Genomic DNA, 23579 nt, shown 5'->3' with positions numbered 1-23579 from the left:
GGCCTCTGGGCCGCTCCCGATGCGTCGAGCAGCGGGGGCCTTCGGTCGGGAGCGGCCTTTTTCTTATTCGATCATTGTCGTCCGAGCCGGTCACGCACTTCCATGAGCGCAAAGCCGAGCAGGTTTTCTCCGCGCCATTGCAGCGGGTTCGTCGCACGCTCATTGTCCGCCGCGAGGCCGATCCCCCAGATCCTGTCGACGGGGCTCGCCTCCACGATGACCGCGTTGCCGGTGGAGAGCAGGAACTCGCCGAGCGGCGGGTTCTGCCGGAACTTCTCGAAATTGCCCTCCACCACGATGCAAAGCTTGGCCTCGTTCCAGCGTGTCTCGTCGAACCCCCGGACCTGCCTGCCGAATTCCTTCACCTGTTTCGGGCTCGATGCGGCGCGGATCTTCTCGGCGGCTTCTTCGTCGCCGAACAGCCGGGCCTTTCCAGCCATCATCCAGTGTTCCGCGGTCGGATAGATCCGTCCCGCCGATGTGAAGGGCGAGGGCCACCACTGGCTGAAGCATGCGGCTGTGATGCTGCCATCCTTCGCCGGCTGATGACCCCAGAAGAACACGAACTTCTTGCGGCTTTTCGCGCGGAACTCTGCCTCCAGCCAGGATCGATCGTAGGTCATGAACTTTCGATCCGTGGTAGCGGATCGGTTGTCAATCCTTGGCTCCCGCAGGAGCTAAGGATCAAAAAAAGAGAGGGCGGCAACCGCCACCCTCCGGAAACGAATAGCCGAAGCTTCAGAGCACCTGGCTCAGCGCCATCGCTGCCGACATGTCGCCGTCGACCTTCATCTTGCCCTGCATGAAGGCGGCGGTCGGGTTGAGGTCGCCGGCGGCGAGTGCCTCGAAATCGTCCTTGCTCATGGTGATGGTGCAGTCAGCGTCGCCGCCGTCGGTAGACACCGTCTCGCCGTCGATCATCAGGGCGCCGTCGGAGCCGAGGTCGATCTTCACGGAGCGGTCGAAGCCCGAGCCGGACAGGCGCTTGCCCATTTCGGTGGCAATCTCGTCGAGGGTCATGTCAGTCTCCTTGATGTGCAGGCGAACGCAATGAACGCCTCGGTTGATCGGTTGCGCCGCAGTGGCGTCTTTCGGCGCTTCCCATACCAGTCGATTGACGTTTACGTCAACGTTGCCTAGCATCCGCGCCGGAGAATCCCGGCTCGATCTAGAAAGCATCGTGCCGGGAGTTTGTTTCGCGCGTGCGACGGTGCCGCACCGTTCGCGTTGTCGAGGCAGGCGGCGTGCCGAGGAGGAGGATGCATACAGTTCACGTCCGAACACCAGGATCTGCGCCGCACGGTGGCGAAATTCGTCGAGACCGAACTCGATCCATACGTGGACGAATGGGAGGCGGCGGAGGAGTTTCCCTCGCACGAGGTCTTCAAGAAGCTCGGCGATCTCGGCCTGCTCGGCATCAAGTACGATCCGGACTATGGCGGGCTCGGGCTCGACTTCTCCTATTCCATGGTCATGGCCGAGGAACTGGGCCTGTGCGCCTGCGGCGGCGTGCCGATGGCGATCGGCGTCCACACCGACATGTGCACCCCCGCGCTGAACCGCTTCGGCTCCGACCACGTCAAGAAGAACTTCCTCGCGCCCTCGATCGCCGGCGATTTCGTCGGCTGCGTGGGCATCAGCGAACCGGGCGCCGGCTCCGACGTCGCGGGCACGAAGACGGTGGCGCGCCGCGACGGCGACGACTACGTCATCTCCGGCACCAAGATGTGGATCACCAACGGCATGAAGGCCGACTGGTGCTGCCTGCTCGCCAACACCTCCGACGGCCAGCCGCACAAGAACAAGTCGCTGATCTGCGTGCCGATGGACGCCAGGGGAATCACGCGCCAGAAGATCCACAAGATCGGCATGAACTCCTCCGACACCGCGCAGCTCTTCTTCGACGAGGTGCGCGTTCCCGCGGCCAACCTGATCGGGCAGGAGGGCATGGGCTTCACCTACCAGATGCTGCAGTTCCAGGAGGAGCGGCTCTATCTGACCGCGAGTTCGATCAAGGCCTTCGACCGCCTCATCGATCTCACCATCGAATACACCTCCGAGCGCAACGCCTTCGGCAAGTCGATCCTCGACAACCAGGTGGTGCATTTCCGCCTGGCGGAACTGCGCACCGAGGTCGAGGCGCTGCGTGCGCTCGCCTGGAGCGCGGTGGAGCAGTACGTCGCCGGCAGCGACGTGACGAAACTCGCCTCCATGGCCAAGCTCAAGACCGGGCGGCTGGCGCGCGAGATCTCCGATGCCTGCCTGCAATACTGGGGCGGCATGGGCTTCACCGCCGACAATCCCATCAGCCGCGCTTACCGCGACACCCGCCTCGTCTCGATCGGCGGCGGCGCCGACGAGATCATGCTCGGCATCATCTGCAAGCTGGAAGGCACCCTGCCGGGCACGGGAAACCGCGCGCGGAAGACCGACTGAGCCGTGGTGGCACGCCATCCGCCACCCTCCATTGCAACCACCGTGGAACCCTAAGGCTGCCGCTTCATTAAGCGAAACGCGCGCTGCGCGTCTCTCTTCTCGAAGGAACCACTATGGCCAAGTCCACCAAACAGTCGTCCAGCACGACCGCGACGATCCACGACCAGAAACTCGTGCGCGGCAATGGCGGCGAACTGCACCAGATCGCCGAGGGCGATACGCCCGTCATGACCACGGCGCACGGCGTGCCCGTGTCAGACGACCAGAACACGCTGAAGGCCGGCCCGCGTGGCCCGAGCCTGATCGAGGACTTCCACTTCCGCGAGAAGATCTTCCATTTCGACCACGAACGCATCCCCGAGCGCGTGGTGCATGCGCGCGGCTACGGCGCGCACGGTTATTTCGAGACCTACGAGTCGCTCGCCAAATACACCCGCGCCGACATTTTCCAGCGCGCCGGCGAGAAGACCCCGGCCTTCGTGCGCTTTTCCACCGTCGCCGGCTCCAAGGGCTCGTTCGACCTCGCCCGCGACGTGCGCGGCTTCGCGGTCAAGCTCTACACCAAGGAAGGCAACTGGGACATCGTCGGCAACAACATCCCGGTCTTCTTCATCCAGGACGCGATCAAGTTCCCCGACTTGATCCACTCCGTGAAGGCCGAGCCGGACCGCGGCTTCCCGCAGGCTCAGTCGGCGCACGACAATTTCTGGGACTTCATCTCGCTGACCCCCGAATCCATGAACATGATCATGTGGGTCATGTCCGACCGCGCCATCCCGCGCTCCTTCCGCTTCATGGAAGGGTTCGGCGTCCACACCTTCCGCTTCCTGAACGAGAAGGACGAGTCGACCTTCGTCAAATTCCACTGGAAGCCCAAGGCCGGGCTCCAGTCCGTCGTGTGGAACGAGGCCGTGAAGATCAATGGCGCCGATCCCGACTTCCACCGCCGAGACCTGTGGGACGCGATCCAGGCGGGCGATTTCCCCGAATGGGAACTGCGCGTACAGCTCTTCGACCAGGCCTTCGCCGACGGCTTCGATTTCGACGTGCTCGACCCGACCAAGATCATCCCCGAGGAACTGCTGAAGCCGATCCCCGTCGGCCGGCTGGTGCTCGACCGCATGCCCGACAACTTCTTCGCCGAGACCGAGCAGGTCGCGTTCATGACGCAGAACGTGCCGCCCGGGGTCGACTTCTCCAACGACCCGCTGCTGCAGGGCCGCAACTTCTCCTACCTCGACACCCAGATCAAACGGCTGGGCTCGACCAACTTCAGCCATATCCCGATCAACGCGCCGAAGTGCCCGATGCACCACTTCCAGCAGGACGGGCACATGGCGATGCGCAACCCCGTCGGGCGCACCAACTATCAGCCGAACTCGTTCGACGACGGCCCGCGCGAATCGCCCCGTCGCGGCTTCCGCTCCTTCGCCGAGCCGCTCGAGGGCGAGAAGGTGCGCCTGCGGGCGGAGAGTTTTGCCGATCACTACAGCCAGGCGCGGCAGTTCTTCGACAGCCAGACCGCGCCGGAGCAGAAGCACATCGCCATGGCCCTGACCTTCGAACTCTCCAAGGTCGAGACCCCGGCGATCCGCGAGCGCATGGTCTCGCATCTCCTCAACATCGACGAGGGACTGGCCGAGATGGTTGCCGACAAGCTCGGCATGAAGAAGCTGCCCAAGCCGGCCGACGCTGCGGTGACGCCGCGCACCGATCTCGACCCGTCCCCGGCGCTCTCGATCATCCAGAACGGCCCCGACAGCTTTGCCGGCCGCAAGGTCGGCGTCCTGGTCAGCCCCGGCGCCGACGCCGCGCTCCTGAAGAAGCTTCAGGCCGCGCTCCAGAAGGAAGGCGCGATGATGGAGGTCGTGGCGCCCAGGGTCGGCGGCGTCGAGGCGGCCGACGGCAGCTGGATCGAGGCCAAGCACATGATCGACGGCGGGCCGTCGGTCCTGTTCGACGCCGTGGCGCTGATCCTGTCGGAGGAGGGAGCCGAGCACCTGACGGGCGAGGCCGCCGCGCGCGATTTCGTTGCCGACGCCTTTGCCCACTGCAAGTTCATCGGCATCACCGCCCACGCCGCGCCGCTGCTTCAGAAGGCAGGCGTGGAGCCGGACGCCGACGAAGGAATGATCGACATCGGCGACGGCCAGAAGGCGATCGACGGTTTCATCGCCTCCTGCCGCAAACTGCGTCTCTGGAGCCGCGAGATGGCGGTCAAGCTGTAGCGGCCCCGACCATGTAGGAAGCGAAGGCGCCGGTGCAGAGCCGGCGCCTTCGTGCTTGTTCGGTGACCCGCGCGAAGTGTGCCGGTCAGTGCATCAGGCCCGCCGTGCGCAGGGCATCCTCGATGATCTTCTGGACGCCGGTCGCCTCCGCTGCCGGCTGATGCGTATCCCGCTTCGGCGCCGCGGCCTTCGTCGCATCCTGCCCGGTCGCATCGCGATGGGGCCGGGAGGCGGGCGACACGGCATCCGTTTCCCCTTCCGTCACGACCGCTTGCGCGATGCCCCAGAACCCGGCAATCCGCCGCGTCGACGAAATGCCGACGTCCAGCATGTAGGGTCCCACCGACCCCGGCCCGTCATGGCCGACCGGCGTGCCGTGGCCCATGCCGGCGATCATGTTGACCTCCAGCACCGCCTCGCCGGCGGCGTCGCACCAGACCTGCCGCGTCAGCCGGCCCGCCGTCTCCGAGCGGCTCGGGTTCGCGCCGAGCCCGTGCACCCTCTGCCATTGCGCCACGATGGCGTCGGCATTGGAGGGCGCCACGGTGTGGTCCGCCGTGCCGTGCCAGACCGAAATTCTTGGCCACGGCCCGCGATGGTTCGAGGCGCCGCGCAGTGCGCTCTGAAGCTCCTCCACCGATCCGCCGCCATGGCCGCGCATGCGGTCGAACGCCTCGGGCACGGTCGTGGCGCTGCCGTGCGGCAGGCCGGCGATGATCGCGCCGGCGGCAAACACGTCCGGATAGGCCGCCAGCATGGTCGCCGCCATCGCGCCGCCGGCCGAGAGCCCGGTGACGAAGACGCGCTGGCGGTCGAGGCCGTGCTCGACCAGCATCGCCTCCACCATCTGCCGGATCGACAGCGCCTCTCCCGCCCCGCGCCGCGCATCGGCGGGCTGGAACCAGTTGAAGCACAGATTGGCGTTGTTGCCGCGCTGCTGCTCGGCATAGAGCACCGCGAATCCCGCCTCCTCGGCAAGCGTCGACCAGCCGGAATGCCGGTCGTAGCCGGCGGCGTCCTGCGTGCACCCGTGCAGCACCACCACCAGCGGCGCCCCGTCCGGCAAGTCCTCGGGCACATGGTACGCCGCCTTCAGCGCGCCGGGGTTGGAGCCGAAGGCCGTCAGCGGCGTCAGATGGCTCGTCGCGCCGGCCTGGCCCAAACCGGCGCCCTGCCGCGCCCGCATCGCCGAAAGGCGCGCGATCGTATCGGATATGTTTCGCAATTGAGAGGTTCCCGTTCAAGCGTCCGGGATTGGACGGCAGTCCCTCCAACGTCCCGGCGGCGCAATCGTTGCTGCACTGCACAATAGGGGGTCGGGACGAGGGGTGGAAGGCAAAAATCCGGGCATCGTTCGGAGCGGCTGCGGAAAAGACGAAGCGGCCATTCGCTTTTCAACGCCATTGCGGTCGTTTAATCCGTCATAGCGATCCCCTAGCAGCCGCAATGACGGGTTGGGAAGATACTCGACAACGACCTTATATCATATTGCAGAGGGTGATAGTCAAAGGAGTACTCAACACGGTCGCGATTTTGGCGATACGGACGGTGTGGTTCCCCGCTAAACTGAGCGCAATTCAAACGTTTGGATAGCCATTGTGAAGCTATTGTTCCAGCCCAGAGATTATGCTGCAATTGTTACACGATTTTTAGAGGTCGGGAATTGCATTGAAGAAAGTTCCGTTCATCAGCGCTGTAAAGCTGGCGCGAGCCGACGATAGCCACATCGTCCCGACCACACTCTATTACGACGGGAAGAAGGTATATGCCGGCAAAGAGGCAAGAGAACGCAGTCCGCGACCCGAGCTGCTGATCGAAGAATTCAAGATCGCTCTGGGCAACACCAATCCTGACGCGATTGATCGGCGGTCGCTCAATACGGACAAATCTTTTCGGCGCACACCCGTTGGTTTGGCGAAGGACTTCTTCGACGAGACACTGCGTAAAATCGAAGGATGGCTCGACGTTCTGACCTGCCACTGAGTTTTTCCTCCACCTGGAGTTAGAGTCCGGCTCTCGATCGAAGGACGGACAGATGAAGCGAAAGCGATTTACGGAAGAGCAGATCATCGGGGTTCTACGCGAGCACGAGGCGGGTGCGAAGGCAGGTGACCTGGCCCGCAAGCACGGGGTCTCTGAGGCGACGCTGTATAACTGGAAGGCGAAGTATGGCGGCATGGACGTGTCCGACGCCAAGCGCCTGAGGGCTTTGGAAGACGAGAACGGGAGGCTGAAGAACCTGCTCGCCGAGCAGATGCTGGAAGCCTCGGCCCTTCGCGAGCTCCTGTCAAAAAAATGGTAGGGCCCGCCGCCAAGCGCGAAGCCGTCGCGCATCTGCAGGCCGTCATGGGTCTGTCGGAGCGTCGGGCCTGTTCCATCGTCGGTGCCGATCGCACGATGATCCGCTACCAGTCGTGCCGGGCGCCGGAGACCGAACTGCGCGGCCGGCTGCGCGATCTCGCCAACGAGCGCCGGCGTTTCGGCTATCGGCGCCTGTTCATCCTGCTGCGGCGCGAGGGCGAGCCATCAGGGATCAACCGCATCTATCGGCTCTACCGCGAGGAGGGGCTGACAGTGCGCAAGCGCCGGGCGCGGCGACGCGCGGTGGGCACGCGGGCGCCGATCCTGGTCGAGGCGAGGCCGAACGCGCGTTGGTCGCTGGACTTCGTGCACGACCAGTTTGCCTGCGGGCGGCGGTTCCGCGTGCTCAACATCGTCGACGACGTGACCCGCGAATGCCTGGGCGCCATCCCCGACACGTCGATCTCCGGTCGTCGGGTGGCCCGTGAGCTGACCGATCTGATCAGCCGTCGCGGCAAGCCGGACATGATCGTTTCCGACCACGGCACGGAGTTCACCTCGAACGCGATCCTCGCCTGGTCGAAGGATCATCGCGTCGAATGGCACTACATCGCGCCGGGCAAGCCCATGCAAAACGGTTACGTCGAATCCTTCAACGGCCGGATGCGCGACGAACTCCTGAACGAGAGCCTGTTCTTCGGCCTCGACCACGCCCGCAACGCCATCGCCGAGTGGCGGCAGGACTTCAACTCTGCGAGACCTCATTCCTCGCTCGGATACCAGACCCCGGCGGCCTTCGCCGGAACTCTCGCCGCAACCGCCTCCGACGCTTCGCTCGATAAGGGCTTCGCGTCTCCACCGGTTGCTCGAACCGCGCCCTACGGCGTAACAGAAACGGCCAAGGCTCTAACCGCCGCTGGATGAAAGTTCAGTGGCAGGTCACACCTTCAAGGCTGTTCAATTCCGACAAGAGCAAGTGATCTCCGAACGTGGGGAGCAATCTGAAGCATGGGAAGCTTTGTCCATCTTGCGAAAATCAGATCAGCGGTGGTTCTACCTCGAAGGTATCAACGTTACCGGTAGCAACTGACTCATCTAAGGACGGATTTCATTTTAGATGAACGCTGACTTATAGAGGCAGAGGTCTGCTTTTGGGAGTTTCAACCCGGAAGGCGTCAGTCCGCCTCCCACTTCATGGCGGTCGTTGTCTGGCCATGGTTCACAGGCCTGCCACGGCACATTCCCTCTGTGGACAAACCTACATGCCCACGCCGAACTCGACTTCACCAACATACGGATTTTACATCCCTTTTTCCCAGCTGCCGACCTCCTGCATCGCCCTTTTCATCCACGCCCCCTTTGCCCCGCCCCACAATGGCCCCCGGACATGGAGCGCCAGGACATGCACGGCAGGGCACGGGAGGATCGGACGCAGAGGCGCATCATTGCGCTGCTCGTCTCGTTCGCCGTGCTGGCCGAGCGCGCCGCCGGGCGGTCCTTTCCCGTCCGCTGGTTCGTGCTCGTCCTGCTGCGCCATGCCCAAACCGTGGCGCTGGCCTATGTCGCCGAGGTCATGCAGGCGTCGTTCATCGAACTCGAGGAACAGCCGGAAACTAGCTTCACGGCCGCCGATGCCATGCTGCTTTGCCTGCGCTTTCGCGCGCTCGCGGCGGTGCTCGGCGCCCTGCTGGGGCCGGAGGCAAGGCCGGACGAGGACGGCGCCCGCATCGTCGGCACGGACCGTCGCGCCGCGCCATGCGTTTGCCTGCTCCTCGTCGTTCCAGGCAGGGCCGCGCTCCGGCCGCCCTGGCACGTCCCGACCCGGCGATCCGCCGGCACGCTCGCACCGTAGTCAATTCGCCGGACGGCCCCGCCGCGCCGGGCGGCCGTGCTGGTCATGGCCGCGCGGCGCCTATCCGTGATGCCTTGATCTCGATCCCCCATTGTTATACCAGATAACATTAACTTCGGGGAGGAAGCGATGCCGGTTGTGAGCGCGCCTGGAATGCGGCCCGTGCGCATGGGCGAGAATTCCGTCGAGATGACGCGCGGCGCCGACGGCGTCTTCTACGTCAAATCCCGCTTCGCCCTCGGCGACTATCCCCGCTCGATGACCGACTGTCTGCGCCGCTGGGCCAGGGAAACGCCCGACCGCGTCTTCCTCGCCGATCGCGGCCCGGACGGCGCCTGGCGCAAGGTCACCTATGCGCGGGCGCTGGAAAAGGCCCGCGCGATCGCGCAGTTCATCGTCGACCGCGGCCTCTCGGCCGAGCGCCCCATCGTGGTGCTCTCCGGCAACTCGGTTGAGCACGGCCTGATCGCACTCGGCGCCATGATGGCCGGCGTGCCCTTCGCGCCCGTCTCGCCGGCCTATTCGCTGGTCTCGAAGGACCACGAAAAACTCAAGCACATTTTCTCGCTGCTGACGCCGGGGCTGGTCTTCGCCGCCGATGGAAAACCCTTCGAGCCGGCGTTGAAGTCGGTCATGACCCCCGACATCGGTCTCGTCGTCGCGCGCAACCCCGCCGACGGGTTCGCCAGCGACAGCTTCGACGACATCTTGGCGACCGCCCCGACCGACGCCGTGGAGAAGGCCGACGCGGCGGTCGATCCCGATGCGCCGGCAAAGTTCCTCTTCACGTCGGGTTCCACCGGCATGCCCAAGGCGGTCATCAACACGCAGCGCATGATGACCTGCAACCAGGTGATGATTTCTACCGCGATGGAGTTCCTGAAAGAGGAGCCGCCGGTTCTGGTCGACTGGCTGCCCTGGAACCACACCGCCGGCGGCAACCACAATTACGGCATCGCGCTCTTCAATGGCGGCACGCTGTGGATCGACGACGGTGCGCCGACGCCGGCCGGCATCGAAAAGACCGTCCGCAACCTCACCGAGATCGCGCCGACGCTCTATTTCAACGTGCCCAAGGGCTACGAGATGCTCTGCGAGCACCTGTCGCGGAACGAGGCGCTGCGAAAACGCTTCTTCAGCCGCGTCCAGATCCTGCAGTACGCGGGCGCGAGCCTCTCCAAGCACGTGTGGGACACGCTGGAGCGGCTGGCCACCGAGACGGTCGGCGAAAAGATCATGATCATCACCGGCTACGGTTCCACCGAGACGGCGCCGTTTGCCTTCACCACCACATGGCCGGTCGGCCAGCCGGGCGAGGTCGGCCTTCCGTCGCCCGACATCGAGGTCAAGCTGGTCGAGAACATCGGCAAGCTGGAGCTTCGCCTCAAGGGGCCGAACATCACGCCGGGCTACTGGCGCCAGCCGGACAAGACGGCCGAGTGCTTCGACGAGGAAGGGTTCTATAAGATCGGCGATGCGCTGAAATTCGTCGATCCCGACGACGTCTCGAAAGGCTTCATCTTCGACGGCCGCGTCACCGAGGACTTCAAGCTGTCGACCGGCACCTGGGTCAACATGGCCGGCGTGCGCACCGGCCTGATCGCCGCCTTTGCGCCTTATGTGCGCGACGCGGTGCTGACCGGCCTCGACCGCAACCACATCGGCGCGCTGCTCTTCCTCGATCTCGACGCCGCCCGCCGTATCGCGCCGGAACTCGCGGTCGCAGACGAGGAGCATTTCGCCGTCCATCCCGCCGTGCGGCTGATCTTCCAGGAACGGCTGGACGAGCTGGCGAAGAAATCCACCGGCAGCTCCAATCTGGTGGCGCGCGCCATCATCTGCGACCGGCCGCCGGCGATCGACGCGCACGAGGTCACCGACAAGGGCTCGATCAACCAGCGCGCCGTCATGGCCGCCCGGCCGGGGCTCGTGGAGGACCTCTACAACGACCCGCCGCCGCCGCACGTGCTGGTCGCGAAGCGGAACTGAGCCATGCTCGTTTCGCGGCGCGAGGTCGAGATCGAGTGGGGCGACTGCGATCCCGCGGGCATCGTCTTCTACCCGCGCTACTTCGCCATGTTCGACGCCTCCACCGCGCTGCTCCTGGAGCGGGCCACGGGCATGAAGAAGATCGCCTGGACGAAGAAATTCGGCATCGTCGGCATCCCCATGGTCGACACCCGTGCCAAGTTCATCGTCCCGTCCCGCTACGGCGACCTGATCGCCATCGAGACACGGGCGACGCGGCTCGGCCGCTCGAGCTTCGACGTCGAGCACCGGGTCTTGAAGAGCGAGACGCTGGCGATCGAGGCGCAGGAGACGCGCGTGTGGGCGGGCAGGGACCCCGACGATCCCGACGGGATCAAGGGCATGCCCATCCCGGAGGAGGTGGTCCGCGCGCTCAAGGCCGATTGATCCCCGGCGGAAAACCTATTCGCCGGGCGCCAGCAGACGGTCCAGCAGGTCGATCAGCCGGTCGCGCTCCGCAACCCCGCCCAGCCGCTCGATCAGCCGGTTCTCGTGCTCGGCCCAGATGGCGGTCATCTTCTTCACGAACTTCTCGCCCTCGGGCGTCAGGTGCACGGAGTGCGACCGCCGGTCCGTCTCGGCCTTTCGCCGCTCCGCCAGCCCGCGCCGTTCGAGACTGTCCATCAGTGCCACGAAGTTCGCCCGCTTGATGCCGAGCGACTCGGCGATCTCCGACTGCTTCAGCCCCGGCCTGTCGGCGATGATCGCGAGCACCGAAAATTCGGCCGGCCGCAGCTTCACCTTGGAGAAGGACTCCAGAAAATCCTGGAACACGAACAGCTGCGCGCGCCTCAGCTTGTAGCCGATGATGGTCGCCATCGGCGGCACCTCGACGCGGCTGTCCTTGGCGGACGACTTGCGCGAGACCGCCCGGGCTTTCATCGGACCTCGTAGACCTTGATGACGACCGCCGCCGCCTGCCGCGCGCCGGTCCCCACGCAGATCAGCCGGTTCAGCCAGGCATATCGGCTGTCGCCGGTCTCGAAGCGCGGGTGCGTGCGCATGTAGTAGAGCGATGGGTCAACCGGCTCGCCCCGGCCGAGCGCGGCGATCACCTCCGGCGGGCCGTTGCGGTAGCCGAAGTTGCGGATGTCGATCAGTGCGCCGTCGTCCGTCTCCATGGAATAGCGCGTGTCGAGTTCGGCGTTGCCGTCGGCAAGGATGGTCTGCCAGTCGGCGCCGAGGTTGAGGATGCGGCCGTTCAGCCGCTCCCCGGTCACCGTGCCGCCGACGATCGGGATGATGCGGCGCCGGCCGCGCGGGGAATCGCCGAGCTCCATCGGGACGGCAAGTTCCACCGTCAGGTCGCACAGATGGACGAGTTCGGGCTTGGCTATCATGCGGATTTCTTCACTTCATGGTCATCGGCAGGAACAGCACGATCGCCGGGAAGACGATCAGCAGGATCAGGCGGACAATGTCCGTCATCACGAAGGGCAGCACGCCGCGGAAGATCGTGACGAGACTGACCTCGCGGGCGATCGTGTTGATGACGAAGACGTTCATGCCCACCGGCGGCGTGATCAGTCCCAGTTCCACCGTCATGACGATGATGACGCCGAACCAGATCGGATCGAAGCCGAGATGGGTAATCACCGGAAAGACGATCGGCACCAGGAGGATGATCATCGCCATCGCATCGAGGATGCAGCCCATGATCAGGAAGAAGGCGAGGATCAGCGCCAGCGTGCCGTAGGCGCCGAAATCGAGCGCCACGAGGAAGGCGGTGATCTTCTGCGGCGTCTGGGTGATCGCCAGGAAATAGCCGAACAGCACTGCGCCGATCAGGATCGTGTAGATCGCCACCGATGTCCGCAGCGCCTCGATCAGGCTGTCCATGATGCTGGCGAGGTTGAGGCGGCCGCGGGCGACACCGATGACGGCGGTCAGGAACGAACCGACGGCGGCTGCTTCCGTCGCGGTCGCGATGCCGAGATACATCGACCCGATGATCGCGATGAAGAGGATGAGCACCGCCCAGACGTCGCGCAGCGATGCGACTGCCTCGCGCAGCACGAATGTCTCGCCGGGGGGCAGCGAACGGCCGTAGGCGATGCGAACGGTCGCCATGTACATGAGCACCGCCAGCCCGCCCGGCACGATGCCGGCGATGAAGAGTTTCCCGACGTCCTGCTCGGTGATGTAGGCGTAGACCGCCAGGACGACCGATGGCGGAATGAGGATGCCGAGTGTTCCGCCCGCCGCGATCACGCCGCTCGAGACGTCGTTGGAATAGCCGACGCGGCGCATCTCCGGCAGCGCGATCTTGGTCATCGTTGCGGCGGTCGCGACCGACGAGCCGCAGATGGCGGCGAAGCCGCCGCAGGCCGCGATAGTCGACAGCGCCATGCCGCCCTTCAGGAAGCCCAGCCAGGCATGGCCGGCGCGGAAGAGTTCGCGCGACATGCCCGAATTCGTCGCGAAGACGCCCATGAGAACGAAGAAGGGGATCAGGCTCAGGTTGAAGTCGGTGATGACGCGGATCGGCGACTGCGCCAGGAGGTTCAGCGCCGGTTTCATGCCGGTGATCGCCGCGAAACCGCCGACGCCGATCAGTCCCATCGCGACGCCGATCGGCACGCGCAGCGCCATCATGGCGAAGAGGGCGACGAAACCCGCGACGGCGATGAAATCAGCGTTGGCCATCGGGTTCCCCGCCCTGCTCGCCCGTTTCGGCGGAATCGAAATGGTCGAGTGATCCCCGGCCCGCGGCTATGATGACGATGCGTGCCAGGACGGTGACGACCGACACCGCCGCGCCGGCGCAGATCAGCGCCAGGAAGGGCCAGGCGGGAAGCCTGAGGTCGAAGGTCGCCTCGCCGCTGCGGTAGGCGCTCGCGACGCGGTCATACATCTTCCAGCTGAGCAGGATCGTGAAGACGAGCAGCACGCTCCAAGCGATGATGTCCACGATGCGCCGCAGCCGCGTCGGCATCATCTCGACGAAAAGGTCGACCTTGATGTGGGAGCCGCGATAGCCGACGCTGGCGAAACCCCACATGATCGCCACGCCGAGCATCAGCCGTGAGATGTCGAAGGCTTCGGGAATGGGCGATGCGAAGCCGTAGCGCCCGACGGCAGACGCCACCACGAGCAGGGTTATGCCGGCGAGGAACAGACCGGCGATCCTGTCGATGGCCAGCGAGAACCGGCCGATAGCCCGGATGAGCGCGTTCATCTGTTCCACCCGCCAGAGGAAGGGGGAGCCGGCTGAGCCGGCTCCCGAGTGTCGATCAGTAGCGCGAATCGTTGGCTTCGAGCGCCGCTTCGAAATCCGCGTAGATCTTGTCGGGATCGCCGCCGACCTTCTTCACGTCTTCCTTCCAGGAATCGATGAGCGGCTGGGCTGCGTCGCGCCACATCTGAACTTCCTCGTCGGTCGGCTTGTAGAGCTCGTGATCGGGCGAATCGATCATCTTCTGGCGGCCGGAATACTCGTTATCGGCCCAGCCGGTGGAGAACTGCTTGGACCATTCCGGGGTGCAGTGGTCGTCGATGACCTTCTTGTCCTCCGGTGCGAGGCCCTCGTAGGTGTCCTTGTTGAACAGGAGCATCTGCGAGGACAGGTAGAACGGCATGTCGAGGTGATACTTCACCTCGCTGTCGATGCCGAAGATGTAGATCGAGTTCCACGGGAAGGTCATGGCGTCCGCGGTGCCCTTGGCGATCGCCTCGCGCGCCTCGGGTGCCGGCACCTGAACGCTGGCGCCGCCGAGCTGGCTGACGAAACGCGCCATCGTGGCGTGCGCAGGTCGGATGTTCTTGCCCTTCACGTCGGCCGGAACCTTGATCGGCGTCTTGGAGTGCATCGTGCCGGGATCATGCGGGTTGATCAGGCAGAAATGCACGTCCTTCATCTCGGTCTCGGCGATCGGCGCGTACCATTCGTGCAGCGCCTTGGCGCCGTCCTTGGCATTCGTCGCCTGGAACGGGATTTCGGCGAGGCTGTAGATCGGGAAGCGGCCCGCCTGATAGCCGGGGTTGGTGTAGCTGATGTCGACGATGCCGTCGCGCGCCATGTCGTAGTGATCGGGCGCGGCGCCCAGCTGCTGGGCCGGGAAGATGGTGATGTTGATGCGGCCGTTGGATGCTTCCTTGATGGATTCGGCCCAGGGCTCGATGCCGAGCGACTGGATCGGGTGCGTGGCGGGCACCCAGTGCGAAAGCCGCAACTCCACTTCCGCCGCGTTGGCGGCGAAGGCCGATACGGAAACGGACAGTGCTACAGCAATGGCTGCGATGGTCTTCGTGGTCATGAACTTCCTCCCTTGAGGCCGCCAATGTGGCACGGGAGAACCGGTCTTGACCATCCCCCGGAGCGCACTTGAACGACCCGAGAATGTTATGATATGAAACAATTTAATCAAGACAAATCTTCGCGGGCCGGCGATGCCGCGATGGGGAGTGCCGCCTGATGAGTTCCGCAAGCAAACCCGCCGCGCAGGGGGAAACGGACGGTCCGCTTCGGGTCCAGGTGCACGATGCCGTCGCGGTCGTGTCCTTCAATCGTCCCGAGAAGCGCAATGCCATCAACGACGCGCTGCTCGAGGATCTGCGGGCCTTCTTCAACAGCCCGCCGAAAGGTGTGAAGGCGGTCGTCCTGCAGGGGCTTGGCGGGCATTTCTCGGCAGGCCTCGATCTTTCGGAGCAGTCGCAGCGCGAGCCGCAGGAAGTGCTCTATCACTCGCGCGGCTGGCACACCGTCATGGAGCAGATCCAGTTCGGCGGGCTGCCGGTCGTTTCCGTGTTGACCGGCGCTGTCATGGGCGGGGGGCTCGAGATCGCGGCGGCCACGCATGTGCGGGTTGCCGAACCTTCGGCGGTTTTCCAGTTGCCGGAGGGCAAGCGCGGGATTTTTGTTGGCGGGGGCGCCACGGTCAGGGTCGGTCGCATTCTTGGCGCCGACCGGATGACCGAGATGATGCTGACAGGCCGGCGGTACGGGGCTGAAGAAAGCCTCAACCTCGGCCTGTCGCATTATCTGGTCGGCGAAGGGGAGGGGCTGGCCCGGGCGTTGCAGCTGGCGGGCGAGATCGCGAGCAATGCGCCGCTGGTAAACTACCTCATCGTCCACGCCATCTCGCGCATCGACGACATGTCGCGCGCCGACGGCCTCTTCACGGAAAGCCTGTCCGCGGCGCTGTCGCAATCGGGCACCGACGCGCAGGAAGGGCTGAAGGCCTTCCTGGAAAAGCGCAAGCCGAGCTTTCGGTAGAACTCCTTCGACCAGTCCGCGGACCGCGGTGCGGCCCGCCCCTCAATGCGCCTTGAAGACAGGGCGGTTGTCGCCGCCATTGCTGTCGCGGCGGCGCAGGGCGTTGTCGCGGATCTGTTCCTTGGTGAGATAGTCGATCTGCTCGATCAGCACCTCGTGGACGAGATCGGCGCCGACGCGCTCGTTGATGCTGTCGCGCAGTTCCGTGCGCATGGCGGCGACGTCCAGCCCCGCTGGGTCGGCGAAGTCGATCTGCGGATTGGAGAACAGATAGGTATAGAGCTGGTCGACGAGCAGCGTATCGGCCGGAAGACTCAGCTTCTTCAGCTTCTCCGGTTCGATCGCATAGACGAAGCGCGACAGGAAATAGCCCACCACCTCGCCGCCCTTGACGACAGGCACCGAGAGCATGTCGGTCTTCATGTATTCCAGTTCACCGAGGAAGGGGGATTCCGCCACGGAATCGTGCTTCTCGCCGCTCGCGGAATAGGAAAAGAAGATCGTTCCGATAGTCACCCCGAGGATCCACAGGGCGGCCGCGATGAACTTGATCATACGGCATGGCTCCGGCGGAAGTTCGTCGAGCTGTAGGTGCCGTCACCTTCGGATCGCTCGATCGCTTCCTGCAGCAAGCCCGCCACTTCCGTGACGGCGGCGAGATGCGCGGCCAGCGCCGCTTCGTTCTCGACGAGCTTCTGACGCAGGCGGACGATGCCGTCGCGATTGGCCTGCAGCGTCTCGCTGCGCACGTCCTTCACGGCCTTGTTCAGTTCGTAGAGGTAGCGGCTCTTGCGCGCGTTCGAGGCCTTGATGTCGAAATTGACGTCGGTGCGGATCGAGGTCGTCTCGAGGTCGATCGCCTCCTCGATGCGGGAGACCACGGCGGCGAGGTTGGTTCCCTGCGCCGGCGTCGCGGGACGCGCCGGCCTGCGGGGCTGCTGCACCGGCTGGGGAAAATACATGTCCTGCTCGCTCATCGGATTTCCCTCGGGAATTCTACTCGTCGGCGGTGACGCCGGTGGCGGTGGACGCGATATCGGTGACGCTGCGCATGATGGAGCGCTGGATCTCGTCGACCATCGCCGAGGACAGGAGCGATTGCGCGTCGGCGTTGCGGGCTTCCTGCGGATTGCCGTTGACGCCCTGCACCGCGACGCGCTCGTCGCCGGCCAAGTAGTAGTCGCCGAGCACCTGTTTCGCGATGCCGATGCCGCCCGCCTCGGCCATCTGCGTTCCGATCTGCTGGGCGAGGAAGCTCTTCCACATCTCGCCGGCCATCCCGGTGCCGTAGACGCTCTCGGCCTGCGAGGGCAGCATCTTCTCGATGAAGTTCTGCAGCACCATGGCCTCGAACTTCACGTAGGAATCGGCCTCGGTCGTCCGCATCGGTACCCGGCCGGCCGGGACCGCGCGCGCGGCGCCGGAAGCGGCCTGCGAGAACGCCTCGGCGTTCTTCGTCCCGCCGATCGACATCAGCCTGGCGCGCGCAGCCTCCAGGGCCGCGGGGTCCGCCGCCCGGGCGACGTCGAGCACGATGTCGCTTGGTGGAGAAATAGCCAAGGGGCCGTCCTCGCCTTCTGCTTCACTGCTTCCCGTTTTCGCAGAACAAGCTTGCCGCAGGCTTGCCCGGTCCCGCCTCAGGCCTTGCGCGGGGAGATCAGCCGCTCCACCGCCTCAAGCCCGCTCACTTCTTCCGCCTTTCGATCGTCGATGCGCCGGGAGGCATGGAAATCCTGCTCGATCCGGTCCTTGCGGACATTCTCGCGTGCGATCTTCCCCGCCTCGGCGGCCGCGGCCTCGACGAAGCCGTCGCGCTTTTCCATCGCGCGGGTGATGCCGCGCTCGTAGAGATCGGGAAAGAGCCCCGACAGCGAGCCGGCGTCATCTTTCCGCGCCGCGATTTCGGCGGCTTCGGCATCGGCCGCGTTTGCCTGGTTCAACAGCCCGGCGCGGCGCATCTCGTGCATGGCGGTGAGCTTGTTCTGAACCCGAAGGAGGCGCCTGAGGCGCTCGGTGCGCTGCGTCATGGTTTATCTCCCGATCGTGACCGGCACGAAACCCTCGGCGAACAGGCGGAGCATGGGCCCGATCCCGAGGTAGACCAGCAGCAACCCGCCCGCCAGCACGAAGGGCAGCGATATGAAGTAGATCGGTATCTGCGGCGTCATCTTGTTCACGAAGCCGATCGCCAGGTTCACGAGGATGCCGTAGGCGATGAAGGGGCTGCCGAGTTGCAGCATCACCAGGAAGGATTCCGACAGGGTGTCCGTGATGTCGGTCAGCGCCGAGCTGGGGCTGAACAGCAGGTTCGGCGGCGCGATGCGGTAGGACGCGACCAGCCCCTTGATGATCTCGTGGTGGAAATTCATGACGAACAGCAGCATCAGCGCCGAGAAGGTGACGAGGTTGGCGATCGGGGCCTGCGCTTCGGCCTCTTCGATCGTGGGCGCCACCATGCCGCCGAAGCCCATCATCATCGCCATCGCGCTGCCGATGAACTGCAATGCCAGGACATAGATCCGGGTCATGATGCCGATCAGCGCGCCGATCAGTATCTCGGAGATGATCAGGCCGGCGAGCACGACGGGTTCGCGGCTGGCGAAGGGGACGAGGCTGTCCCACAGATGCATGAGCAGCGCGAAGGTCGCCGCGACCGCAACGAAGAGCCTCACCTGCACGGGCACGCGCACGCTGGAGAGGCCGGGCATCAGCATGAAGCAGGCGCCGATGCGGCAGAAGGCCAGGAAGGCCGCGATGACGAGCTGGTTCGTCAGCAGGCTCAAGAAAGCGAGCCCAGCACCCGGATCTCCGCGCCCTTCGCGATCTCGACATGCGACAGCACCGGAAGGGTGGGGAAGAGCCGTTCGATGATCATGCGGACATAGGGCCGCGCGTCGGGCGCGGTGACGATGACGAAGCGTTCGCCCGTATCGAAATGCTTGCGGATCACCTTCGCGGCTTCCTGGCCGAACTCTTCCAGGAGCCGCGGATCGATGTCGAACTCGCGCACCTCGCCCTTGGCGTCCCGCTTGAGGGACTGGTGGAAGACCAAGTCCCAGCGGTTGCCGAGGCGCAGCACCTTCATGACGCCGCCATGCGAGAGGTCGCCGCAGATCTGCTGCGACATCCGGATGCGGACGTGCTCGACGATCTGCTCGGTGCGGCGCACGTGCGGCGCGATCTCGGCGATGGCCTCGATGATGAGGTGGAGGTTGCGGATCGAGACGCGCTCGGCGAGAAGCAGCTTCAGCACGGCCTGAAGGCCGGGATACGAGATGCTCGACGTGCAGATCTCGTCGGCGAGCTTGCGGTATTCGGGATCCTGCCGCTCCAGCAGCGCCTTCATGTCCTTGTAGGAGAGAAGCTGCGGAAGGTTGTTGCGGATCACCTCCGACAGATGCGTGAGCAGCACCGAGAGATTGTCGGCGAAGGCGTAGTTGTCGCGCTTCAGGTCCTCGGCGAAGGTCTCGGGAACCGAATAGGCGCGCATGCCGAAGGCAGGCTCGCGAACCTCTTCACCGGGCATGTCCGGCGGCTCCTGGTTGCCGAGGAGGATCATGACTTCGCCGACGCGCATCTGGTATTCCACCACGACCGTGCCGTGGACCTTGATCTGGTAGCTCTTGGGCGGAATCGAGAAATCGTCCGTCAGCCTGACCTCGGGGACGACGAAGCCATATTCCAGCGCGAACTTCTTGCGCATCTTGCCCATGCGGAACGCGAGTTCCTGATGCGATGCGAGCAGCCGGGTCGACAGCTGCTTTCCAATCAGGAGCTCGATCTCGGCGGTCTTCAGGGAGGATTTGACCGAGTTCTTGTCCTCTTCCTCCTTGACCACCTGCTTCTTGCGCTCCTCCTCGACTTCGGCCGCGACGCGGCGGCTCTCGCGCAGCGGGATCACGTAGCCGACCGCCGCCATCGAGAACGCCAGCACGAGGAAGGGGAACAGTGGCAGCCCCGGCAGGACGGCGAGCAGGAGAAGCAGGCCGGCGGCGACGTAGAGCGCGCGCGGATAGGCGGAGAGCTGGCCGAAGACGGCTTGGTTCGCCGAGCCGCGCGTGCCGCCCTTGGAGACGAGCAGGCCGGCGGCGAGCGAAACGATGAGAGCGGGGATCTGCGTCACCAGACCGTCGCCCACCGAGAGCTTCACGAACACGTCGGCCGCCTCGCCGAGACCCATGCCGTGCCGGCCGTAGCCGATGGCGATGCCGCCGACGATGTTGACGCCGGTGATGATGAGGCCGGCGATGGCGTCGCCGCGCACGAATTTCGAGGCGCCATCCATCGAGCCGAAGAAGGAGCTTTCCTCCTCCAGTTCGCGCCTGCGCGCCTGAGCCTGCTTGTCGTCGATCATGCCTGCGGAAAGGTCGGCGTCGATCGACATCTGCTTGCCGGGGATGGCGTCGAGGGTGAAGCGGGCGCCGACCTCGGCGATACGGGTCGAACCTTTCGTGATGACGATGAAATTGACGATGATCAGGATCAGGAAGACGATGAGGCCGATGACGAAATCGCCGCTCATGACCAGGTTCGAGAAGCCGCCGATCACGTAGCCGGCCGCGTTCGTACCCTCGTTGCCGTGCGAGAGGATGACGCGCGTGGTCGCGATGTTGAGCGCCAGCCGCAGCATCGTGGCGATCAGGAGGATCGTGGGGAACGAGGAAAAGTCGAGCGGCCGCTGGATCCACAGCGACACCATCAGGATCAGCACCGCCAGCGCGATCGAGAAAGCGAGCCCGATGTCGATCATGAACGACGGGATCGGCAGGAACAGCACCGCCAGGATGGTGACGATGCCCATCGCGAAGAAGATGTCGCGGCTGTTGCGGGCGGCCGCGGCCGGTACGGGTGTGGTGGTGACTGATACCGCCATAGTCGCGCGGAACTCCATCCTGCTCTCAGGCAGGGGATACTAGAAGCTCAAGCTTGCGCGAGGGGTGAGAGGCGTGGCGGCAGCCGGCGGGATCAGAAGCCGTTCTGGATCCGCTGGAAGATGACGTTGGTGAAGCTCGATATCTGCGCGCCGACAAACGGTCCGGAGAATGCGACGGCGAGCAGGATCGCGACGATCTTGGGCACGAAGGTCAAGGTGATTTCCTGCACCTGCGTCAGCGCCTGGACGAGCGCGATGGAAACGCCCACGAGCATGGCCACCACGACCGCGGGGCCGGAGGCCAGAAGGACCGTCCAGATCGCGTACTGGACGATCTCGAGAGCGTCGGCTTCGTTCATGGGTGGATCGTAGCCGTCACTTGATGGTGACGCCAGAGCCGATGAGGAGTTCCGACCCGTCCTCGAGCACGGCGACCACGCCCGAATCGGTGATCCGCGCCTCGACGACCTTGCCGGAAACCTCGCCGTCCGCGGAGGTTGCTGTGCGGCCGATGATGCTGGTCGCCTGCGTGAGGATCGAGAACTGGAGAAGCTGGTCGAGCTTGGTGTTCGTCTGGACGGACTGCTCGACCTGGGAGAACGTCGCGAGCTGGGCGACGTAGTCGGTCGAATCCATCGGCTTCGTCGGGTCCTGGTTCTTCATCTGCGTGACGAGCAGCCGGAGGAACGATTCGTAGTCGACGGTCGTCGCGGCCTTCTGCTGGGAGGCCGTGGTGCCGGACAGGGATGCGATGGCGTCCAACGTCATGATGCGCGTGCCTCCATGGAAGTGTCATCGGGGATCCGCGGCGTGTTCTTCTGCTCGGCGATGATGACCGCCTCGATGGGAAACAGGGTGCGGATCAGCTTCAGGGCGTCGTAGATATGGCCCTCGGCGACCATGCGGTCGACCTGCTTCAGGGAGGCGAGGATCTGGTCGTTGCTGAAGCTCGCGAGCAGCATCGGCAGCGACTTCCGGAACATGTCGCGCGCTTCCTTCGCATCCACCGGGTTCATGAGGATGACCTGGACGATGAAGTATAGCTGGCGCAGAGGCGTCGATGCGTTCTCCGGCAGCATGACATGATTTTCGAGCAGGAACTGCACGTCGTTGAGGAACTCGATCGACGTCTTGCGGTCCACCTTCACGACGGCGCCGTTGATGTAGATCTTCTCGTTGGCCTTGAGCGATATCTTCAGCGTGTTCTTCATTGAATTCCATCCCGGATGATCTGGGACACCTCGATCAGGCCGTCGAAATTATCCGAATCTCCCCGGCGGACCGCTTCCGCTTCCCGCAAGAGCCACAGGCCGATGGAGATCAGGTTTGCGCGCAGCTCGTTGGGAAGCTGGTTTTCCGGGCTGCCGAGGTCCTCGATGAACGAGGTCCAGACCCGGTTCAGGAAATGGACGGCCTCGACGGCCTGCATGGAACTGGTCCCGCCGTCGCGCGCCGCGACGAGCAGGTCGATCGAGCGTGAGAGCAATTGCCGCTCGCGGTCCTTGGCGTCGACAAGGGAATCGGTTTGGATCTCGGCGTATGAAAACTGATACATCTCGCTTCCGTATTCATTGCGCACCGTTGCCGGCGGCGGATTAAGACAACAGCCTCGTCAGGCTCAGCTGCTGTATGCGGGCAGTCAGAGCGTAGGAGGTTTCAATCTGTGATATCAACGCGTTGACTCGTGTGGACGCTTCATAGGGATCGACGCCTTCGAGGTCGTGCAGGAAGTCCTTGAAGATGTCGGACTGCATGGTGATGCGTTCGCTCGCCTGGGTGATGCGCTGTTCGACGAAGCCGGTCTTGGCCTGCGTCTGGGCGATGTCGCCCATGGCCTCTCCGACCAGCAGCGTGGCCTTCTTGGCGATCGTACCGAGCGCCTGGTCGTTCAGCGGCGCCTCGAAGAGGTTGGCGACCATGGTGGCCGCCATGACCAGCTTGCGGATACCCTCGTTGTTGGCGCTGACGGAGGTCTCCGCCGTCTCGTTGAGCGCGATGCGGGTGGTTATCCCCTGATCCGTCGCTTCGGACCAGACCGTCGACCATCCGTCGCCGAGGAACAGGTCGCTTGCAGCGCCTTCCATGAACGCCGTCATCTCCTCGGGCGTGATGTCGGCCGCGGCGGCGTCGCTCTGGGCAAACCCGAACTTGGCCTCGAACGCGGCGTCGAAGGCGGCCTTGGCGGGTGAGCCGGAAGCGAAGTAGTCGGCAAGCGGGACGACGTCCGTATTCACGCCGGCGAAGATGTGTTCGCCGTTGAAGCTGGAGTTGACGATCCCGGTCAATGCCTCGAGCATCGAAACGGCCGCTTGCCGCGTCGTCTCCGGCGTGGCGTTTCCGGAAGAGGCGGACGTCATCGCGGTCAGGAAGGTCGATGCGGCGTCGGAGATCTGGGACAGCGAGTCCTGCGTCGTCGTGAGGCGCGAGGCGACCAGCGTGTTCGAATCGATGATCGCCTTAAGGCGATCGATGTCGCGCGACAGCGACACGGTCTTGCCCGTGCGCACACCGAGCGCAAGGCCGGTGTCGGCGACCTTTCCGGACTGGACTTCCTTCTGGCCGTCGACGAGGTCCGCCTGCATGCGGGCCATCGAGTACCGCAGCGCCTCCCGGATCGAGCTTGTCGAGACGTAGGAAAGTTTCATC

Annotated in this window: 27 protein-coding genes; 8 read left to right on the top strand and 19 right to left on the bottom strand. The window is 64.6% G+C overall.

Annotated elements, in window-relative coordinates; all coding sequences use genetic code 11:
- Nucleotides 1-71 precede the first annotated feature (71 nt).
- Nucleotides 72-623, bottom strand: coding sequence for an NADAR family protein (locus BSQ44_RS21510; RefSeq protein ID WP_072607132.1), 552 nt, complete (start codon nt 621-623; stop codon nt 72-74).
- A 115-nt stretch (nt 624-738) separates the two neighbouring features.
- Nucleotides 739-1020, bottom strand: a complete 282-nt coding sequence (locus tag BSQ44_RS21505; RefSeq protein ID WP_072607131.1) for an SCP2 sterol-binding domain-containing protein — start codon at nt 1018-1020, stop codon at nt 739-741.
- Between the two features lie 243 nt (nt 1021-1263).
- Between BSQ44_RS21505 and BSQ44_RS21500 the strand changes: the two genes are divergently transcribed.
- Both BSQ44_RS21500 and katE read left to right on the top strand, forming a co-directional pair.
- On the top strand, nt 1264-2436 hold the full coding sequence (locus BSQ44_RS21500; RefSeq protein ID WP_072608204.1) for an acyl-CoA dehydrogenase family protein: 1173 nt from the start codon (nt 1264-1266) through the stop codon (nt 2434-2436).
- A gap of 113 nt (nt 2437-2549) precedes the next feature.
- Complete coding sequence (gene katE / locus BSQ44_RS21495) at nt 2550-4664, top strand: catalase (RefSeq protein ID WP_072607130.1); 2115 nt, start codon at nt 2550-2552, stop codon at nt 4662-4664.
- Between the two features lie 85 nt (nt 4665-4749).
- Here katE and BSQ44_RS21490 read toward each other — a convergent pair whose 3' ends face one another.
- On the bottom strand, nt 4750-5889 hold the full coding sequence (locus BSQ44_RS21490; RefSeq protein WP_210187895.1) for an extracellular catalytic domain type 1 short-chain-length polyhydroxyalkanoate depolymerase: 1140 nt from the start codon (nt 5887-5889) through the stop codon (nt 4750-4752).
- A 443-nt stretch (nt 5890-6332) separates the two neighbouring features.
- Between BSQ44_RS21490 and BSQ44_RS21485 the strand changes: the two genes are divergently transcribed.
- From BSQ44_RS21485 to BSQ44_RS21460, 5 genes are all read left to right on the top strand, one after another.
- The gene (locus BSQ44_RS21485; protein WP_072607129.1) at nt 6333-6647 is read left to right on the top strand and encodes a hypothetical protein; all 315 of its coding nucleotides are present in this window, start codon (nt 6333-6335) and stop codon (nt 6645-6647) included.
- Nucleotides 6648-6699: 52 nt separating this feature from the next.
- A protein-coding gene (locus BSQ44_RS21475; RefSeq protein ID WP_114579923.1) for an IS3 family transposase occupies nt 6700-7889 on the top strand; the annotation gives its coding sequence in 2 pieces (ribosomal slippage) (nt 6700-6952 and nt 6952-7889; 1191 coding nt in all).
- A gap of 478 nt (nt 7890-8367) precedes the next feature.
- Entirely contained in the window at nt 8368-8817 is a 450-nt protein-coding gene (locus BSQ44_RS21470) for a hypothetical protein (protein WP_072607128.1), read from the top strand.
- Nucleotides 8818-8946: 129 nt separating this feature from the next.
- Entirely contained in the window at nt 8947-10806 is a 1860-nt protein-coding gene (locus BSQ44_RS21465) for a feruloyl-CoA synthase (RefSeq protein WP_072607127.1), read from the top strand.
- A 3-nt stretch (nt 10807-10809) separates the two neighbouring features.
- Complete coding sequence (locus BSQ44_RS21460; RefSeq protein WP_072607126.1) at nt 10810-11232, top strand: acyl-CoA thioesterase; 423 nt, start codon at nt 10810-10812, stop codon at nt 11230-11232.
- A gap of 15 nt (nt 11233-11247) precedes the next feature.
- Here BSQ44_RS21460 and BSQ44_RS21455 read toward each other — a convergent pair whose 3' ends face one another.
- From BSQ44_RS21455 to BSQ44_RS21435, 5 genes are read right to left on the bottom strand one after another with little or no spacing between them, the layout of a single operon-like run.
- Nucleotides 11248-11727 (bottom strand): MarR family winged helix-turn-helix transcriptional regulator, encoded by a 480-nt coding sequence (locus BSQ44_RS21455; RefSeq protein ID WP_235633281.1) that lies wholly within the window; start codon nt 11725-11727, stop codon nt 11248-11250.
- Nucleotides 11724-12185, bottom strand: a complete 462-nt coding sequence (locus BSQ44_RS21450) for a DUF3237 domain-containing protein (protein WP_072607125.1) — start codon at nt 12183-12185, stop codon at nt 11724-11726. The genes BSQ44_RS21455 and BSQ44_RS21450 overlap by 4 nt, the downstream gene beginning before the upstream one ends.
- Before the next feature lie 10 nt (nt 12186-12195).
- Nucleotides 12196-13491, bottom strand: coding sequence for a TRAP transporter large permease (locus tag BSQ44_RS21445; protein WP_072607124.1), 1296 nt, complete (start codon nt 13489-13491; stop codon nt 12196-12198).
- Complete coding sequence (locus BSQ44_RS21440; RefSeq protein ID WP_072607123.1) at nt 13478-14023, bottom strand: TRAP transporter small permease; 546 nt, start codon at nt 14021-14023, stop codon at nt 13478-13480. Before BSQ44_RS21440 ends, BSQ44_RS21445 begins: the two co-directional genes overlap by 14 nt.
- 55 nt (nt 14024-14078) lie before the next feature.
- On the bottom strand, nt 14079-15101 hold the full coding sequence (locus BSQ44_RS21435) for a TRAP transporter substrate-binding protein (RefSeq protein WP_072607122.1): 1023 nt from the start codon (nt 15099-15101) through the stop codon (nt 14079-14081).
- Nucleotides 15102-15259: 158 nt separating this feature from the next.
- On the opposite strand from BSQ44_RS21435, the gene BSQ44_RS21430 reads away from it, so the two are divergent.
- Entirely contained in the window at nt 15260-16060 is an 801-nt protein-coding gene (locus BSQ44_RS21430) for a crotonase/enoyl-CoA hydratase family protein (RefSeq protein ID WP_072607121.1), read from the top strand.
- A gap of 42 nt (nt 16061-16102) precedes the next feature.
- Here BSQ44_RS21430 and BSQ44_RS21425 read toward each other — a convergent pair whose 3' ends face one another.
- The 11 genes from BSQ44_RS21425 to BSQ44_RS21375 all read right to left on the bottom strand — a co-directional run bounded on the left by BSQ44_RS21425 (nt 16103) and on the right by BSQ44_RS21375 (nt 23578).
- Complete coding sequence (locus BSQ44_RS21425; RefSeq protein WP_072607120.1) at nt 16103-16615, bottom strand: hypothetical protein; 513 nt, start codon at nt 16613-16615, stop codon at nt 16103-16105.
- Entirely contained in the window at nt 16612-17037 is a 426-nt protein-coding gene (locus tag BSQ44_RS21420) for a hypothetical protein (RefSeq protein WP_072607119.1), read from the bottom strand. The genes BSQ44_RS21425 and BSQ44_RS21420 overlap by 4 nt, the downstream gene beginning before the upstream one ends.
- A gap of 19 nt (nt 17038-17056) precedes the next feature.
- On the bottom strand, nt 17057-17620 hold the full coding sequence (locus BSQ44_RS21415) for a rod-binding protein (protein WP_072607118.1): 564 nt from the start codon (nt 17618-17620) through the stop codon (nt 17057-17059).
- Nucleotides 17621-17697: 77 nt separating this feature from the next.
- Nucleotides 17698-18087 carry a hypothetical protein gene (locus tag BSQ44_RS21410; protein ID WP_072607117.1) on the bottom strand — a complete coding sequence of 130 codons (390 nt, stop codon included), beginning with the start codon at nt 18085-18087 and terminating at the stop codon, nt 17698-17700.
- A 3-nt stretch (nt 18088-18090) separates the two neighbouring features.
- The gene (fliR, locus tag BSQ44_RS21405; protein WP_072607116.1) at nt 18091-18843 is read right to left on the bottom strand and encodes a flagellar biosynthetic protein FliR; all 753 of its coding nucleotides are present in this window, start codon (nt 18841-18843) and stop codon (nt 18091-18093) included.
- On the bottom strand, nt 18840-20933 hold the full coding sequence (gene flhA, locus BSQ44_RS21400; RefSeq protein ID WP_072608201.1) for a flagellar biosynthesis protein FlhA: 2094 nt from the start codon (nt 20931-20933) through the stop codon (nt 18840-18842). Before flhA ends, fliR begins: the two co-directional genes overlap by 4 nt.
- 92 nt (nt 20934-21025) lie before the next feature.
- The gene (gene fliQ / locus BSQ44_RS21395; RefSeq protein ID WP_072607115.1) at nt 21026-21292 is read right to left on the bottom strand and encodes a flagellar biosynthesis protein FliQ; all 267 of its coding nucleotides are present in this window, start codon (nt 21290-21292) and stop codon (nt 21026-21028) included.
- A gap of 16 nt (nt 21293-21308) precedes the next feature.
- Complete coding sequence (flgD, locus tag BSQ44_RS21390) at nt 21309-21701, bottom strand: flagellar hook assembly protein FlgD (protein ID WP_072607114.1); 393 nt, start codon at nt 21699-21701, stop codon at nt 21309-21311.
- Nucleotides 21698-22144, bottom strand: a complete 447-nt coding sequence (gene flbT, locus BSQ44_RS21385; RefSeq protein ID WP_072607113.1) for a flagellar biosynthesis repressor FlbT — start codon at nt 22142-22144, stop codon at nt 21698-21700. Before flbT ends, flgD begins: the two co-directional genes overlap by 4 nt.
- Complete coding sequence (flaF, locus tag BSQ44_RS21380) at nt 22141-22488, bottom strand: flagellar biosynthesis regulator FlaF (RefSeq protein ID WP_072607112.1); 348 nt, start codon at nt 22486-22488, stop codon at nt 22141-22143. The genes flbT and flaF overlap by 4 nt, the downstream gene beginning before the upstream one ends.
- Nucleotides 22489-22528: 40 nt before the next feature.
- Nucleotides 22529-23578 (bottom strand): flagellar hook-associated family protein, encoded by a 1050-nt coding sequence (locus tag BSQ44_RS21375; RefSeq protein ID WP_072607111.1) that lies wholly within the window; start codon nt 23576-23578, stop codon nt 22529-22531.
- Between the last annotated feature and the right edge of the window lies 1 nt (nt 23579).

The sequence above is a fragment of the Aquibium oceanicum genome, assembly GCF_001889605.1.
Taxonomy (GTDB): domain Bacteria; phylum Pseudomonadota; class Alphaproteobacteria; order Rhizobiales; family Rhizobiaceae; genus Aquibium; species Aquibium oceanicum.
Note: the sequence above shows the minus strand (reverse complement) of the source record. Positions and strands in the feature narration are given on the sequence as shown.